The 17,214-nt window shown below is 42.7% G+C and carries 15 protein-coding genes, 1 other RNA gene and 1 other annotated feature; of the genes, 4 read left to right on the top strand and 12 right to left on the bottom strand.

Annotated elements, in window-relative coordinates:
* Window positions 1–6 precede the first annotated feature (6 nt).
* The 5 genes from M313_RS0113140 to M313_RS0113120 form a co-directional block, all read right to left on the bottom strand.
* Complete coding sequence (locus M313_RS0113140) at window positions 7–663, bottom strand: tetratricopeptide repeat protein (protein ID WP_010196030.1); 657 nt, start codon at window positions 661–663, stop codon at window positions 7–9.
* A gap of 87 nt (window positions 664–750) precedes the next feature.
* Complete coding sequence (mnmA, locus tag M313_RS0113135) at window positions 751–1,866, bottom strand: tRNA 2-thiouridine(34) synthase MnmA (RefSeq protein ID WP_010196028.1); 1,116 nt, start codon at window positions 1,864–1,866, stop codon at window positions 751–753.
* An 18-nt stretch (window positions 1,867–1,884) separates the two neighbouring features.
* Window positions 1,885–3,030, bottom strand: a complete 1,146-nt coding sequence (locus M313_RS0113130) for a cysteine desulfurase family protein (RefSeq protein ID WP_010196026.1) — start codon at window positions 3,028–3,030, stop codon at window positions 1,885–1,887.
* Between the two features lie 46 nt (window positions 3,031–3,076).
* Entirely contained in the window at window positions 3,077–3,493 is a 417-nt protein-coding gene (cymR, locus tag M313_RS0113125; RefSeq protein ID WP_010196023.1) for a cysteine metabolism transcriptional regulator CymR, read from the bottom strand.
* Window positions 3,494–3,525: 32 nt separating this feature from the next.
* Entirely contained in the window at window positions 3,526–4,173 is a 648-nt protein-coding gene (locus M313_RS0113120; RefSeq protein ID WP_234946566.1) for a YczE/YyaS/YitT family protein, read from the bottom strand.
* 199 nt (window positions 4,174–4,372) lie between these two features.
* On the opposite strand from M313_RS0113120, the gene M313_RS0113115 reads away from it, so the two are divergent.
* Entirely contained in the window at window positions 4,373–5,644 is a 1,272-nt protein-coding gene (locus M313_RS0113115; RefSeq protein ID WP_010196016.1) for a replication-associated recombination protein A, read from the top strand.
* A 111-nt stretch (window positions 5,645–5,755) separates the two neighbouring features.
* Complete coding sequence (locus tag M313_RS26645; RefSeq protein WP_010196015.1) at window positions 5,756–6,469, top strand: RsfA family transcriptional regulator; 714 nt, start codon at window positions 5,756–5,758, stop codon at window positions 6,467–6,469.
* Window positions 6,470–6,516: 47 nt separating this feature from the next.
* On the opposite strand, the gene M313_RS0113105 is transcribed toward M313_RS26645, so the two are convergent.
* Complete coding sequence (locus M313_RS0113105) at window positions 6,517–7,284, bottom strand: tRNA threonylcarbamoyladenosine dehydratase (RefSeq protein WP_010196013.1); 768 nt, start codon at window positions 7,282–7,284, stop codon at window positions 6,517–6,519.
* A gap of 200 nt (window positions 7,285–7,484) precedes the next feature.
* On the opposite strand from M313_RS0113105, the gene M313_RS0113100 reads away from it, so the two are divergent.
* Window positions 7,485–7,928 carry a sunset domain-containing protein gene (locus M313_RS0113100; RefSeq protein WP_148979832.1) on the top strand — a complete coding sequence of 148 codons (444 nt, stop codon included), beginning with the start codon at window positions 7,485–7,487 and terminating at the stop codon, window positions 7,926–7,928.
* 404 nt (window positions 7,929–8,332) lie between these two features.
* On the opposite strand, the gene ssrS is transcribed toward M313_RS0113100, so the two are convergent.
* The 4 genes from ssrS to M313_RS23580 all read right to left on the bottom strand — a co-directional run bounded on the left by ssrS (window position 8,333) and on the right by M313_RS23580 (window position 12,373).
* Window positions 8,333–8,522: non-coding RNA, 6S RNA (gene ssrS, locus M313_RS25275), on the bottom strand.
* A gap of 65 nt (window positions 8,523–8,587) precedes the next feature.
* Window positions 8,588–10,360 carry an aspartate--tRNA ligase gene (gene aspS / locus M313_RS0113095; protein ID WP_010196007.1) on the bottom strand — a complete coding sequence of 591 codons (1,773 nt, stop codon included), beginning with the start codon at window positions 10,358–10,360 and terminating at the stop codon, window positions 8,588–8,590.
* A 3-nt stretch (window positions 10,361–10,363) separates the two neighbouring features.
* Window positions 10,364–11,644 (bottom strand): histidine--tRNA ligase, encoded by a 1,281-nt coding sequence (hisS, locus tag M313_RS0113090; protein WP_010196005.1) that lies wholly within the window; start codon window positions 11,642–11,644, stop codon window positions 10,364–10,366.
* 154 nt (window positions 11,645–11,798) lie between these two features.
* Window positions 11,799–12,115: a binding site (T-box leader), on the bottom strand.
* A gap of 81 nt (window positions 12,116–12,196) precedes the next feature.
* Entirely contained in the window at window positions 12,197–12,373 is a 177-nt protein-coding gene (locus M313_RS23580) for a hypothetical protein (protein ID WP_010196002.1), read from the bottom strand.
* 212 nt (window positions 12,374–12,585) lie between these two features.
* Here M313_RS23580 and M313_RS23575 point away from each other — a divergent pair, with 212 nt between their 5' ends.
* Window positions 12,586–14,295 carry an N-acetylmuramoyl-L-alanine amidase family protein gene (locus M313_RS23575; RefSeq protein ID WP_083800931.1) on the top strand — a complete coding sequence of 570 codons (1,710 nt, stop codon included), beginning with the start codon at window positions 12,586–12,588 and terminating at the stop codon, window positions 14,293–14,295.
* A 119-nt stretch (window positions 14,296–14,414) separates the two neighbouring features.
* On the opposite strand, the gene dtd is transcribed toward M313_RS23575, so the two are convergent.
* Window positions 14,415–14,855 (bottom strand): D-aminoacyl-tRNA deacylase, encoded by a 441-nt coding sequence (dtd, locus tag M313_RS0113070; protein WP_010195998.1) that lies wholly within the window; start codon window positions 14,853–14,855, stop codon window positions 14,415–14,417.
* Between the two features lie 16 nt (window positions 14,856–14,871).
* A complete protein-coding gene (locus M313_RS0113065) occupies window positions 14,872–17,070 on the bottom strand; it encodes a RelA/SpoT family protein (RefSeq protein ID WP_010195996.1) in 2,199 nt (732 codons plus the stop codon).
* Window positions 17,071–17,214 lie beyond the last annotated feature (144 nt).

Here is a 17,214-nt window from a genome sequence, read left to right as displayed (position 1 = left end):
CGTTCCCTAGTTTTCTTCTGTGAGAATTTTTTTCGCATGGGCCGCCAACATATGATCTGCCTGTACGTCCAATGCCTTATCCAAATTCTCCAATGCTTTTTCCCTGTTTTCTTGATATGCATATGCAACGCCTAAATTATAATAAGCATCCGCATGCATTGGATCTTCTTCTACTACCGTTTCAAACTCCGCTGTCGCTTCTTTAATAAGCCCTAGTCCAGCTAAACACAGACCGTATTGGAATCTTGCTTCTGCATCTTCAGGCTTTAATTCGACTGCACGTTGAAAATATGGAAGGGCAAGCTTTGGCTGATCAAATTGCAATAGAGTCATCCCCAGCATGAAAAAGATATCACTGTCATTAACACCTTTCTTCATCGCAAGTTCAAACTGATCTTTTGCTGCATTCCATTTTTCAAGCTGGTAATAGACATTACCAAGACCGTAGTGCGCTGTTCCGATGCTGTCGTCTTTTTCTAACGCACGTTCGAAAAACTTCATGGCTTTTTCTAGCTCCCCGACAGCACTTAATACATTTCCAAAATTCACATATGCTACCGCATTCTCCGGATTCTCTTCAATTTCTTTTGAAAAAGCGGCAAGTGCCTCTTCGTATTTTCCTTCTTGAAGGTATTGAATACCTAATGCATTATTATCTTTCATTTGTACGAACACCTCATCCATTTCATCAGTCTTTTTAGTATATCATAGAGAAAACCTCCATTCCTTATGGAATCGAGGTTTTCACTTTTATCCTACATACCAAAGTTTTTCGTTGTTTTTGAACACATGATCAATCGTTCCCCCACCTAGACATTCATCACCATTATAAAATACAACAGCTTGTCCAGGAGTAATCGCTCGAACCGGCTCATCAAAAATAACCTTCACTTTGTTATCTTCTAAATGCTGTATCGTCACCTTGTTATCTGCTTGACGATAACGGAATTTAGCCGTGCATACTGTACCATCCGCTGGCGGGTTGTTAGAAACCCAGCTGATATCTGTAGCAGTGATGGAATCTGAGTATAATAATTCGTTATGGAAGCTTTGTCCCACATAAAGGACATTCTTTTCTAGATCTTTTCCGATAACAAACCACGGATCCCCGCTTCCTCCGATTCCAAGCCCGTGACGCTGACCGATTGTATAATACATTAATCCGTCGTGCTTCCCTTTCACTTCCCCGTCCATTGTCAACATGTTTCCAGGTTGCGCTGGGAGATAACCGCTCAGGAATTCTTTGAAATTGCGTTCTCCGATAAAGCAGATTCCCGTGCTATCTTTTTTTGTTGCTGTTGCAAGACCTGCACGTTTGGCAATTTCACGTACTTCGGATTTTTCAATATTGCCAATTGGGAACATTACTTTAGACAGTTGCTCTTGTCCCAATTGATTCAAGAAATAGGTTTGGTCTTTGTTTTCATCAAGACCCCGAAGCATTTTGTATTCGCCATCGCGGAATTCCACTTGTGCATAGTGGCCTGTTGCCAAATAGTCTGCGCCTAGATCCAATGCATGCTCAAGGAAAGCCTTGAATTTGATTTCTTTGTTACACATAACGTCAGGATTTGGTGTACGTCCTGCTTTGTATTCATCTAAGAAATATTGGAATACTTTGTCCCAGTATTGTTTTTCGAAATTGACCGCGTAATAAGGGATTCCGATTTGGTTGCAAACACGGATGACATCGTTGTAGTCTTCCGTTGCGGTGCATACTCCAAATTCATCAGTGTCGTCCCAGTTTTTCATGAAAATACCGATTACATCGTAGCCTTGTTCTTTGAGAAGAAGGGCTGCTACGGATGAATCTACTCCACCAGACATTCCTATTACTACACGGGTATCTTTTGGTGCTTTAGTCATCTTGTTCACCCCGTATTTTTATTTGTTTCTTGTTAGTCTTTTTACGACTTTGGCTGTTTCTTTGGCTGCGTATGAGATGTCTTCTAGTGTGTTTCCCAGTCCGAAGCTGAAGCGGATGGAGGAAGCAATTTTGTCTGAGTCTTTTCCGAACATGGCAACAAGGACATGGGACGGGTCGATGGATCCTGCTGTGCAAGCAGATCCGCTAGAGACTGCGATACCTGCCAAATCCATGTTGACCAATAAGGACTCAACATTCGTTCCTGGAAAATAAACATTCAGCACATGTGGCAATGTTTCTGATCCGCTGTTAATCTGAAACGTAACATCTTCTTCCTGCCAAATTTGAAGCATCGTGTCTTTAAAATTCTTATACAATGCCACTTTTTCTTTTGCTTGCTCCATGCTTAATTCAATCGCTGTTTTCAATCCGACGATTCCAGCGACATTTTCTGTACCTGCCCTGCGTTTCCGTTCTTGTTCGCCGCCATATGTCAAGGTAGTGAAGGAGGCTCCCGCTCTTGCATATAAGAAGCCAACTCCCTTAGGCCCATTGATTTTATGGGAAGACATAGAGAGAAAATCAATGCCTAGTTCCTCCACATTGATTGGCAGAAGTCCGAAAGCTTGTACAGCATCCGTATGAAAATATGCTTGATGTTCTTGAACGATTCCCCCAATTTCCTTGATAGGCTGAACAGTTCCTACCTCATTATTGCCATACATGATGGTGACAAGAATGGTTTGGTCTGTAAGTGCATCCTTTAAATCAGCCAGTTTAATCTGACCGTGTTCATCAACAGGCAAATAGGTTACTTCGAAGCCTTCTTTTTCTAGTTGTTCACATGTATGAAGGACAGCATGGTGCTCTATCTGCGTTGTAATGATATGATTCCCACGTGATTTATTGGCGCGAGCAACCCCGATAATGGCTAAGTTGTCCGCTTCTGTCCCGCCGCTTGTAAAAATGATTTCTGTTTCTTTCGCACCGATGGAATTGGCTGCAACGTGTCTTGCTTCATCCACGAGATGCCTTGTTTTTCTACCAAATCCATGGATGCTTGAAGGATTTCCGAAATCCTCTCTCATAACAGGAAGCATACTATCGAGGACAGCTGGATGCATGGGGGAGGTTGCTGCATGATCTAAATAAATCTGTTTCAATTAGGACGCCTCCTTTCTAACTAATTACTATTCCTTGTTCTACTCCTTAGATGTAGAACATATATGCTTCTTGATCTCCGCCTTCATAATTGGCCAAATCATCAAGTGTTGTACTATCCAATACGTCTTTAACCGCATCACGGATTCTGATCCACAGCTCACGTTTTGCTGGTTCCTCATCTTCAATCACTTCAACCGGACTGATTGGTCCTTCTAGTACACGAATGATATCTCCAGCTGTAATTTTCTCAGGTTCATCTGCTAAAATATAACCACCATATGCGCCTCTTATACTTTTTACGAGCCCTGCATTACGAAGAGGTGCAATTAATTGCTCCAAATAATGCTCAGAGAGGTCATGTGTTTGTGCGATCGTTTTTAACGAAAGTGGACCTTCCCCCACATTTTTTGCAAGTTCAATCATGATGGTCAATCCGTATCGCCCTTTAGTTGAAATTTTCATCCACGAACACCTCTACTTTTTCTATTCTGATTCTATATTTGAAAGGTTACCTTTTTTTCTTTTTTATGTTGAATTTTATCAAGTAATGAGTCCGTTGCCCTTTGACAGGCAGGCAGCGTCAGGCCGACGATGCTCCCGATGGTAAGACTGAATAGAATGGTACCGATAAAGACAGGTCCACCTAAAAGCCAACCTAAACATAATACTACTAATTCCATTCCTAATCTAATATATTGCACTTTCCATCCTGTCACTTCCGTTAAGGCAATCATCAAGCTATCCCTTGGCCCTGCACCACATCGAGAGGAAATGTATACACCTATTCCGATCCCTATCACCAATACACCTATTAAGAGCATGGTCAGCTTTAAAATAAACAGGTCTGGTGTGTGTAACTGTGGGATCATCATATACAAATCAATGAAGATGCCGACCATCAGCATATTCAAAAAGGCACCTAATGGAGGAAGCTTTTTTGTAATCATGGAAGAGATCATCAAAATAAAAAAGCCCACAATGATGGACCAGGTACCAATCGTCAATCCGATTTGGTAGAAAAGTCCGATATGAAAGACATCCCATGGCGCACTGCCCAAGTCAGCACGTATCATTAAAACAATGCCAAAGGCCATAATCAACAGTCCGATAAAATAGATGGCCCATTTTGCCATAAACAACATTCTGCCTATACTCCGCTCTCCTTGCATGCAGCCTCTACCCTTCTGTCTTTACTCGTTTCTGTCTCTGATTTAAATCTATCCTATTATAGCATAATTTCAAAGGATTTACATTTTGTCTGTTTTGTTTTAATGCATGTTGATAATTGTGGTACAGTGGGTATGGGACACTAGATGTCATTGTATGCAGGAAGGTGTTTAGATGAACAATAAACCATTGGCCTTTCGTATGAGGCCACGCACAATAGATGAAATGGTGGGTCAGGAGCATCTTGTAGGAGACGGCAAAATCATTCAAAGAATGGTAAAAGCAAAACACCTCTCCTCTATGATTCTTTATGGACCACCTGGTATAGGAAAAACGTCCATCGCCACTGCTATTGCTGGCAGTACACAATATGCATTCCGGACATTGAATGCGGTGGTACACAATAAAAAGGATATGGAAATAGTAGCAGAAGAAGCGAAGATGTCAGGCAAGGTCATTCTTATTCTGGATGAAGTTCACCGACTTGATAAAGCGAAACAGGACTTTCTGTTGCCTCACCTTGAAAATGGACGGATTGTTCTGATTGGGGCTACCACAAGCAACCCTTACCATGCCATCAATCCTGCCATTCGGAGCAGATGCCAGATTTTCGAACTGCATCCTTTATCAGTAGCGGAAATCAAACATGTCATCATGCAAGCGTTAGAAGATAAGGAACGAGGTTTTGGCGATTATCAAGTCGATCTTGCTGAAAGAGCCATGGAGCACTTTGCAAATGGGTGCGGTGGGGATGTTCGTTCTGCGTTAAATGCATTGGAACTTGCGGTACTATCCACTACTCCAAATGAAGATGGAAAAATAGTGATTGGCGTTGAAACGGCTGAAGAGTGCCTGCAAAAGAAAAGCTTCTATCATGACAAAGACGGGGATGGTCATTATGACGTACTGTCCGCGTTCCAAAAGTCCATTCGAGGCAGTGACGTGGATGCCGCTCTGCATTATTTAGGACGCTTGATTGAAGCAGGCGACCTTGTGAGCATTGGCAGACGATTGCTTGTGATCGCCTATGAGGATATCAGCCTGGCCAATCCACAAGCAGGTGCACGGACCCTTTCTGCCATTGAAGCTGCAGAAAGACTAGGGTTTCCTGAAGCACGCATTCCTTTAGCTAATGCCGTTATTGAACTTTGCCTGTCTCCTAAGTCCAACTCCGCCTATAAAGCGTTAGACGAAGCATTGGCTGACATCAGAAAAGGACTTGTCGGCGAAGTTCCTGCCCATTTGAAGGACGCACACTATAAAGGTGCCTCCGCACTTGGCCGAGGCGTTGAATATAAATATCCACATGACTACCCAAGCGGATGGGTAGCTCAGCAATACTTGCCTGACAAACTGAAGCACAAATCCTATTATAAGCCCAAAGATACTAGCAAATTCGAAACAGCCCTTGGGCAAATATATGAAAAAACGAAGAAGAAAAGATAAGGGGAAGCGTTTCTCCTTATTTTTTTATGTTAATCTAGTAAACTTTCGTATACTCTTTCGCTTTTCTGGAAAAGATGGTAGAAAACGACCGTTTTAAGGAGTGGATTTTAAATGAAAGTTAGACAAGATGCATGGTCTCACGAAGATGATCTATTACTTGCAGAGACTGTTTTACGATACATAAGAGATGGTGGCACCCAGCTTGCTGCCTTTGAAGAAGTCGGAGATGCACTAAATCGCACATCAGCTGCATGTGGATTCAGGTGGAATGCAGAAGTGAGGAAAAAGTATGAACCTGCCGTCGCCATTGCCAAGAAGCAACGAAAAGAGAAAAAGCGAGCGCAAGAAAAGGTAGCAAAAATGCAACAAAAAGGCGAGTCATCTTCAACTAAGAAAGCTGTCAATCAACCATTGGAGATGGAATGGCTACCTGCACCTGCACCAAAAGTTGCTTCTGACGAAAAAGTCAGCCTGCCATTTGAATATGATATGGAAGATGAAGAGTACGCACCACTTCCAGTGCGTAATGCAACAACGACTTTTTCAGCTCCGTCGACTGCGTCTACTATTACCCTTGACGATTGCATTCACTTTTTGCAAAACTTCCAACAAAACCAGAATTCCGATTATCGTTTGCAGTTGGAAAGTGATAGGCTTCAAAAAGAAAATCAATTGTTGAAGCAAAAAAATCAATCTCTTGAAAAGCAGCTTAAGAATTTAGAAGAACAACAAGTTGCGATAAACGAAGACTATGAAATGCTCGTCCAAATCATGGACCGTGCCAGAAGATTGACCGGCAGCAGCATGCAGGATGAAGTGATGTAAAACTGAAAAGAAGGCCCCGTCTACGATTGACGAGGCCTTCTTTTTTATTATTGTTGTCCACCGACACGCTGGATTTTTACATCTTTCAATATATCATTGATGACATATCCACCAAGGATAAGTCCCGCTACAGATGGGACAAATGCATTGGAGGAAGGTGGCATTTTTGCTTTACGAATTTGTGCATTATCATTACCGACCGTTTTACGAATATCCTCACGAATGACAATTGGACTCTCATCAGAGAATACTACTTTGATGCCTTTGTGAATCCCTTCTTTACGAAGGCGAGTTCGGATGACTTTTGCGATAGGATCTGTATGAGTTTTGGAGATGTCCGCCATTTTGAAACGGGTTGGATCCATCTTATTTGCCGCTCCCATACTGGAAACCATCGGAATTTTGCGCTTTAGACACTCTTTCATTAAGTGAATTTTATAGGAAATTGTATCTGATGCATCAATAACATAATCGAGGCCATAGCTGAAGAACTCTTCGTACGTTTCTTCTGTGTAGAACATTTTTAGTGCTATTACTTCACAATCAGGATTGATGTCCTGAATTCGTGCTTTCATCAGATCAGCTTTTGGTTGACCCACTGTGGACATAAGTGCATGAATCTGACGGTTAACATTTGTAATATCGACATCATCTTTATCCACTAAAATAAGGCGGCCGACACCCGAACGTGCTAATGCTTCTGCTGAAAAAGATCCTACTCCGCCTATTCCTAATACTGCAACCGTGCTATTTTTAAGGGTTTCTAGACCTTCTTTACCTATTGCCAATTCGTTTCGTGAAAATTGGTGTAACACTGCATATCAACTCCATTTATCGCTTGTTTCATTTTTAATGTCTTTTAAAGATTGTACCCGAAATCGAATATAACATACTTTGGGTGAAAAGCAAGTAGTCGGATAGGAATTTTTCTTTTTTACGAATTGGGTTTCAATGCCTTATAATGAAGGGAATAGTAACTGAATATTATTTTTTTATTGAAAGCGGGGAGTTTGTATTGAAAAATCTATTAAAGGCCTTATCTTACTTCTTAGTTATTGGCAGTGGTTTAGTAACAATCTTTCGCTTGAACAAAACGAATAAACAGTTAATGGTACGGGAAACAACTTCATTTCAGGTGAGACAGACGCTTGAAGCGATTGCAGCGACGTTGCAGAAGACACAAGAAAGTGAGCGATCTACCCCGGCAGAAAGCAAGCAGCAAACGTTGGAGCTTGCTGAAAGTGGGGATTCGAGCGTGATGACTTCGGAATTGGAAGTTGAGGAAAATAGTCAAGAAGCTCCCCAGGAAAAACCTTTAATAAAAGCTAACAAGAATGCTCGTGGCGAATACATTTATCATGTTCCGGGCGGTGTTTTCTATAATCGGACGACTCCGGTGGAATGGTTTCATACGGAGGAAGAGGCGCAGGCAAAGGGCTACCGGAAGTCTGCGAGGTAAGGGTTAATTATGATACAACCTTCATTTTGTGTGAGGGTTGTTTTTTTTGTGTTCATTGAGGCATGCGAAGGTGAAATGAGGACAATGTTGGCCGGTTTTCACCTCCTCTAGGAGTCATACGCCACCTACGAGGACAATGTTGGCGTAGTTTCACCTTCTCAGGGAGTCGTACGATGCCAACGGGGACAATGTTGGCCGGTTTTCAACTTCTCAGGGAGTCATACGGCACCTACGAGGACAATGTTGACGCAATTTCACCTCCGCAGGGAGTCGTACGCTACCTACGAGGACAATGTTGATAGTTTTACACCTTCTCAGGGAGTCATACAATAAGTTTTAAGATCACTACAAAAAAACCGGCATCCCGCAATAATGCGAAATACCGGTTTTTGATCCGTATGTAGGCAAGTCCCAATCGTGCCGTCGTCAATGCCTTCGTTTTGATCCCCGCTCACAGCAGGTGGGTGCTCTGTTTCATGCATATAGTAAGTCCTCACGAGGAAGGCATGTACGCAGCAACGAAAACTCTGAGCTCCCGTATAATCTATTGTTCGGTCAAAACAATAGGTTATACGACGAACACATCAGGACTTGCGACTTCTTGAAGTAATCTTAACACACGGGAGTATATATTTTCAACTCTCACCGTATAGGAAAATCTACTCTTTTTTGACAGCTAACGACAAATGTAACTCGTCTAATTGCCCACCGGCAACTGGACTTGGTGCTTCTGTCAGGATGCAGCTTGCGCTTGCCGTTTTAGGGAATGCAATGGTGTCACGAAGATTCGTTCTTCCTGCCAACAACATAACCAAACGGTCCAAACCAAGCGCGATCCCACCATGTGGAGGAGTTCCATATTCAAATGCTTCTAAAAGGAAACCGAATTGCTCTGTTGCCTCTTCTTTACTGAAACCAAGTACTGCAAACATTTTTTCTTGTATATCACGTTCGTAAATACGCAATGAACCTCCGCCTAGCTCATAACCGTTCAATACTAAATCGTAAGCTTGAGCACGAACTTCACTTGGGTTTGTTTCCAGTAATGGAAGGTCTTCGCGAACAGGCATCGTGAATGGATGGTGAGCAGCAAAGTAGCGGCCTGCTTCTTCATCGTACTCAAGTAACGGCCAGTCCGTTACCCATAAGAAGTTGAACTTGCTTTCGTCAATCAGACCAAGTTCTTTTCCAAGTTTCATGCGAAGAGCACCTAGAGCATCTGCAACAACAGATTTTTTATCTGCCACAAATAGAATCAAGTCCCCTTCTGTAGCATCTAAAGATTGAATGAATCCTTGTTGTTCTTCTTCATTGAAGAATTTTGCGATAGGTCCTTTCAATCCTTCTGCTTCTACTTTTAACCAAGCTAGACCTTTTGCTCCGTAAACAGCAACAAATTCAGTCAAGGCATCAATGTCTTTACGGGAGTATTTGCTTGCCGCACCTTTTACATTAATGGCTTTTACTTGACCGCCATTATTAACGGCTGCGCTAAATACTTTAAATCCGCAGTCAGCTACCTGCTCGGACAGATCCACAAGTTCCATTTCAAAGCGAGTGTCTGGCTTGTCTGAGCCGTATCTGTTCATGGCATCCTGATATGTGATACGAGGGAACGTTTCTGGTACATCCACACTCTTTGTATTTTTCATGACCATTCTCATCATGTCTTCCATCATGCCGATGATCTCTTCTTGTGATAAGAAAGAAGTCTCAATGTCGACTTGTGTGAATTCAGGCTGTCTATCTGCCCGAAGGTCTTCGTCACGGAAGCAACGAGCGATTTGATAGTAGCGCTCTACACCGGAAACCATCAAAAGTTGCTTGAAGATTTGCGGAGACTGTGGCAACGCGTAAAATTCACCCGGGTGTACACGGCTTGGTACTAGATAGTCGCGTGCACCTTCTGGCGTGCTTTTAGTTAAAATAGGTGTTTCCACTTCCATGAATTGCTGGTCATTCAGGAATTCACGGATGGAACGTGTTACGTCATGACGCATTTTCAATGTGTCAAACATAACCGGACGACGAAGGTCCAAGTATCGGTATTTCAAACGAATATCTTCATTTACTTCTGTCTTACTGTCCAATACGAATGGTGGTGTTTTCGCAGCATTCAAGACTTCAATCGCCTCTGCCTGCACTTCGATTGCACCTGTTTTCAGGTTAGGGTTTACTGTTGCCTCATCACGCGCAACCACTTTCCCTTTAATATATAAAACGTACTCGTTACGTACATTTTCTGCTGTTTTTAAAGCTTCTGCGGACACGTCTGGATTGAAGACAATCTGCACAAGTCCTGTACGGTCACGAAGGTCTAAGAAGATAAGCCCTCCAAGGTCACGGCGCTTTTGCACCCAGCCTTTTAACTCAATTGTTTCTCCGATGGATGATTGTGGGACTTCGCCACAGTTATATGTTCTACCTTGCATCATTTATCTCTCCCCACTTTTCTTTGCTGTTATGAATGCTACTGCATCTTCAAATGCAACTTCCTGTTGTTCGCCTGTTTCCATTTCTTTGATAGAAACGACGCCTTTTTCTAACTCGTCATCACCAAATACGATGGTGTATTTTGCTTGCAGGCGGTCAGCTGCTTTGAACTGAGCTTTCATTTTTTTATCCTGATAATCTTTTTCCGCTACAATTCCTGCTTTTCTAAGGTCGAAAAGTAGCTTTACTGCTGTTTCTTTCGCTTTATCCCCAAGCGCGACCACATAACAATCGATGGAATCTTCGAATGGAAACTTTACATTTTCTGCTTCCATAGCAGATATTAGACGCTCAATGCTTAGTGCAAATCCGATACCAGGTGTTTCCGGCCCTCCAATTTCTTGGACAAGTCCGTTGTAGCGTCCTCCACCACATAGGGTTGTGATCGCACCGAAACCTTCTGACGTGCTCATGATCTCAAATGCTGTGTGATAATAGTAATCAAGTCCGCGTACCAAGTTTGGATCGATTTCATATTGGATGCCTAGAGCGGAAAGATAAGCTACCACTTTATCAAAATAAGCTTTGGATTCTTCATTCAAGTAATCTAGGATAGACGGTGCGGTTGCCATCAATTCGTGATCACGGTCTTTCTTGCAATCAAGGATTCTGAGAGGATTTTTCTCTAGACGCCCTTGGCAATCACCGCAGAACTCGTTGATTCTCGGTTGGAAGTGATTGATCAACGCATCTCTGTGTGCTTGACGGCTTTCCTTGTCCCCTAAGCTGTTGATGACAACTTTTAAATTATTGAGCCCTAAGCTTTTATATAATTCCACTGCCAAAGCAATTACTTCTGCATCAATGGAAGGGTCATTACTTCCTAGTGCTTCGATTCCGAATTGTACAAACTGGCGGAATCGCCCTGCCTGTGGACGTTCATAACGGAACATCTGGCCGATATAGTAGAGTTTTGTCGGTTGGGTTGGTGATCCGAACATTTTGTTGTTCACATAGGAACGTGCAACGGCAGCTGTTCCTTCCGGGCGAAGAGTAAGGCTTCTGCCCCCTCGGTCTTCAAATGTGTACATCTCCTTCTGCACCACATCCGTCGTATCCCCTACACCTCTTAAAAACAACTCCGTGCTCTCAAAAATCGGCGTCCGGATCTCCTTATAATTATATAACTCACAAATCTCCTTCGCCTTCGCCTCAATATACTGCCACTTCTCCACCGTACCAGGTAAAATATCCTGCGTACCACGAGGTATCTGAATCGCCATTTACGGTTCCTCCTTATAAAGGGGTCAGACCCCTCTTTCGTTATTTAAAGTGGTAAAGAGGGGTCTGACCCTCTCTACGTTAATTCATTACATCAATAAAGCATTTTACCTATTTTTACATATAAAAAACTCCCGTCCCTTGTTTATTTACTAAACAAGGGACGGGAGTTGTATGTCCCGTGGTGCCACCCTAATTGAAGTAGTTTGAAGGTTAAGCATGTTAATTGAGATGCTTTGTGCCTTTGGTTACTTCCACTCAAGCAGTTAACGCCTGCAACGTCCATCTCCTAGTAGGGCATTTTCAAGGCTTGCGGCTTTAACCCAGCGGCAAACGAGTGAAAGGATGCTTTTTCAGAGCGGATCCTACGGAGTGTTCATTCATTGAGTCATCAAGGGGAAATGCTTTCAGCCCAGGGCATTTCTTCTCTTTCCATGTGGTTCTCAACTACTGTTCTCCATCATCGGTATCTTGTATTTTAGTCCATTAACGCGACTAGTTGTTATGTAAGATACTTGCTAGTATATATACTTTCAAATCTAATTGTCAAGGCTTTATTGAATTCGATTCAATTGTTTTTTTAACGACTTCACATCACGCATCGTAATTCCGAACTCTGATGCCAGTTCCACGTAGGTGGAATCCTTCTCTTTTTCAATGAAATCATGAAAACTTACCCCAAATACATCTCTACTTCCATATGCACGATTATGTTTATCACTAAATTTCATCTTTTTACGCTCCTTTTTTGCTACACTAGTATCTATCCTGTCCCTTTTTTGCCTGTTTCTTTCAAAAATAGCAGGAATTTTTTTCACTTTTGTAGAAAAAGAAAGTTTGAACAAAAAATAAGGAGGACTAAATTTGGGTCACAAAGTACATATTTTTCTTATTGCCCTTTTATTATTTTCTACCATTTTTTCTTTTTTAGTATCCTTCCACCGTGCAGGCTAATAGAACGGTCGTTGTGGCAACCGATGTATTGAACGTGAGGGAGACCCCGGATGCAAATGGCATCATCATTTCGAAAGTGCAACGAGGTGAATCCTACCCTGTTGTAGAGAGCCAGGGTGAATGGCTGAAAATACAAGTCACTTCCTCAAAGGCCGGATGGGTTGCTTCCTTCCTTGTCACCGAAAGCAGCGAGGGTGCCCGTTCCACAGCATCTAGATCAAGCGATGGGGCCAATGTACAAGTTCTGACCGATGACCTTCGTGTTCGCTCAGGACCTGGTACAAACTTTTCTGTAGTCGGTTTTCTTCATGCAAGCGCGACATCCGTGCAATACTTGGAGGAAAATGAAAACTGGGTAAAAGTTCATTCCGACGGAGTAGAAGGTTGGGTCGCCAAGGAGTTTGTGACGATTCTGGCCAAAAAGAAGGAAGAGCAACAGGCTGAAACAGAAGAGTCAACCGAAGAAACCGAAGGACAAAGTGCCACAATCACAACTGACGGATTGAATATCAGGAGTGAACCGTCCACACAAAGCGAAGTGCTGGGTACTTTATCAAGTGGTCAGCAAGTAGAGGTTCTTGCAATCCGTGGAGAATGGTTGAATATTTCTTTTAACGGGACAGTCGGCTGGGTACATAGTGATTATGCGAATATTAGCCAATCCCCATCTGGTTCTGGAACTCATGGCTCAGGTTCAGACTCACCAAAAACGGAAGCAACCATCAAAGTGGCAGGTCTGAATGTAAGAAATGAACCGACACTGAATGGAAAAGTATTGGAGCAACTACCACAGGGTACAACTGTCAGCATTATCAGTGAGAGAAACAACTGGTGTGAAATAGAATATGACAATGGAAAAACAGGCTGGATCGCTGGATGGTTTCTTGAAAAAAGCGGTGTTTCAAGTCCTACTCCATCCCAAAGCAGTGATGGAACCATTGTAATTGTTGATGATGCCACTAATATCAGAAGTGCACCTTCCACCGATTCCAAAGTGATATTGCGTGCAGACGAAGGGGAAGAATTCTCCATTGTAGCTGTGGAAGACAACTGGTATAAAATAAAGCTGCATGACGGATCAGAAGGCTTTGTTGCCGGCTGGATAGTCGCAACGAAAGGAAACGCCACCAGCATAAAAAGAGCTGGTGCGGAACAATATTTATCTAATAAGGTAATAGTCATCGACCCTGGTCATGGCGGCAGAGATGTCGGAGCTATCGGTGCACAAGGAACCTTCGAAAAGGATTTAACCCTTAGAACTTCCCTTCTACTGCAAGACAAATTGAAAGCTGCAGGTGCAACAGTCTACATGACTAGAATGTCCGATACATCAGTCCCATTGCAAACAAGACCGCAAATGGCGAACTATCATGGCGCAGACGCTTTCCTGAGTCTCCATTATGATAGTATTGATGATACGAGTGTAACCGGAACCACTACATACTATTATGGCCACTCTGATAAGGACTTGGCAGACAGTGTGCATTCCTCTCTTGTACAATTTACAAATTTACGAGACAGAGAAGTACGCCAAGAAAACTACTTAGTATTGAGAGAAAGCATGCAACCTTCCCTGCTTTTAGAACTTGGGTATATCAGTAACCGCGGAGAAGAAATAACCGTCCTTTCAGGAGATTTCCAGGAACGGGCATCCACTGCAATATATCAGGGATTGGCTCAGTATTTTAGAGGGAATTAGCTAGATAAAAAGAATGAAGAGGACCTAAGAAGCTTAGGGTCCTCTTTTTGTTGATTATGAGTCCACAAAAAAAGCCAGCCACACACCTCCTAATAAAGGTATGCAACCCGCTCAAAAAATCATTTACTTTCCACAATTAATGTAACCGGTCCGTCATTGACGAAATCCACGTCCATCATGGCACCGAATCGACCAGTCTCAACCGTTATACCTTTTCCGCGCAACTCTTCGTTAAACGCTTCATAGATAGTTTCTGCGTGGTCAGGCCTTGCCGCGCTCATGAAATTAGGACGGCGGCCCTTGCGGCAATCGCCATATAAGGTGAATTGAGAGACAGACAGAATCTGACCCTTCACATCAAGCAAGGAAAGGTTCATTTTATCCTCTTCGTCTTCAAAAATACGGAGGTTGGCCACTTTTTCAGCAACATAAGCGGCATCTTCCGCAGTATCTTCATGTGTAACACCAACGAGCAGCATTAATCCACGATCGATTTTCCCCACTACATCACCAGCCACACGCACTTCCGCTCTCTTCGCTCTCTGTAATACAACTCTCATGTCAAAAGAACCTCTCTTACTGCATTATTCTACGTACAGCATAAATATCGGAAATCTGTTTGATACGCTCAACAACTTTATGCAAATGGTTGATATTATGAATCGCAATAGCCATATGGATCGTTGCCATTTTATTTCGATCAGAACGGCCGGAAACTGCTGTAATATCAGTCTTCGTCTCGTTAACCGCCTGCAACACTTCATTCAACAGGCCTCTGCGGTCGTAGCCTGTTATTTCTATTTCCACATTGTACTCGCGGTTGTCTTTCACATCGCTTTCCCAGTCCACATCAATAAGACGGTCGTTCGTGCCTTCCGCTTCAACGTTGGCACAGTCTGCACGGTGAACGGACACACCACGTCCTCTTGTGATGAAACCTACAATCTCATCCCCAGGAACAGGATTACAACACTTAGAAAGGCGAACAAGCAAGCTGTCTATTCCTTGCACGACCACACCTGCGTCTTTACGTTTTTTGACTGGTGCTGTTTTCTTTTTCTCGGCATTTTCCGTGATATCTGTGATTTGTTGTTCTTTATCACGCTGACGACGCTGCCTTTCAGTCAAACGGTTTGCCACTTGAAGCGCAGTGATTCCGTTATAGCCGACTGCGGCAAACATATCATCTGCTGTCATAAAGTTGAACTTTTCCGAAACACGGTTAATGTTTTCCGAATTCAAGATTTCCTTCAGGTCAAAGTCCATTCCCTTAATCTCTTTTTCAACAAGGTCACGGCCTTTTTCCACATTTTCCTCACGGCGTTGTTTCTTGAAAAACTGACGGATTCTATTCTTCGCCTGGGAAGTTTGAGCAAGTTTCAACCAATCCTGACTTGGTCCGTAGGAATGCTTGGAAGTCAGAATCTCAATGATATCACCAGTTTTCAATTTATAATCCAATGTAACCATCTTGCCGTTCACTTTGGCACCGATCGTTTTATTTCCGATCTCAGAGTGAATACGATAAGAGAAATCAATCGGCACAGAACCGCTAGGAAGTTCAATAACATCGCCTTTAGGTGTAAAAACGAACACCATATCAGAGAACAGGTCAATTTTTAAAGACTCCATGAATTCTTCAGCATTTGTGGCATCATTTTGCCACTCGAGTATTTCGCGGAACCATGTTAATTTTTCTTCAAAAGATGCACGATCATCGGCTTCTTTGTCCTCTTTATACGCCCAGTGTGCAGCAATTCCGTACTCTGCTATCTGATGCATGTCGCTTGTACGGATTTGCACTTCCAAAGGATCTCCCTTTGGTCCGATCACAGTTGTATGCAGGGACTGGTACATATTAGGTTTTGGCATGGCAATATAATCTTTAAAGCGCCCAGGCATCGGTTTCCAGCATGTGTGAATGATTCCAAGAACGGCATAACAGTCCTTAATGCTGTTCACGATGATGCGGACAGCTAATAAATCATAAATCTCACTAAACTGCTTGTTCTGTTTAGCCATTTTACGATAGATGCTATAAATATGCTTTGGACGACCAGAAAGCTCAGCAGTGATTTCTACTTCTTCAAGACGGTCGTTTACCTCATTCATCACTTCAGAAATATACTCTTCACGCTCTGCTCGTTTTCGTTTCATCAGGTTAACGATTCGGTAGTATTGTTGTGGATTCAAATAACGTAATGCTGTATCTTCAAGCTCCCACTTAATTTTACTGATTCCCAATCGATGGGCAAGTGGCGCAAAAATTTCAAGGGTTTCGTTTGAAATCCGGCGTTGTTTTTCTTGAGGAAGATGCTTCAATGTCCTCATATTATGAAGTCGGTCTGCAAGCTTAATTAAAATGACGCGGATATCCTGAGCCATCGCCACAAACATTTTTCGATGGTTTTCCGCTTGTTGCTCTTCTTGGGACTTGTACTTAATTTTACCGAGTTTCGTCACACCGTCCACAAGCATCGCCACTTCGGCATTAAAGGCTTCCTTGATCTCCTCCAAGGTAACGGACGTATCTTCCACTACATCATGAAGAAACCCAGCCGCAATGGTGGATGGATCTAGATCAAGGTCCACAAGGATTCCTGCGACCTGTATTGGATGTATGATATAAGGCTCACCGGATTTTCGATACTGTTCTGCATGAGCGTTTTTCGCAAACTCATACGCTCTTTCCAAAAAGGCAATGTCCTCACCTTTTAGATAGCGCCTCGCATTATCTATCACCTGGTCTGCAGTTAATACTTGCTCATTTGCCATATTTCTACTCACCTTTTTGACTTTCTTTTTTATTTTCTAAAACAATTCTATTAAATACGCTCAAGCGTCAATTGTAGTCATTTCAATTATCTTATCATTATGGACAGAAATCTTTCGTTCTTTACTTGAATAGAACAAAAAAGT

It is taken from the genome of Bacillus sp. m3-13 (genome assembly GCF_000175075.1).
In the GTDB taxonomy this organism is placed as follows: Bacteria; Bacillota; Bacilli; order Bacillales; family Bacillaceae_I; genus Sutcliffiella_A; species Sutcliffiella_A horikoshii_C.
This window is presented reverse-complemented; position numbering and strand designations above follow the sequence as displayed.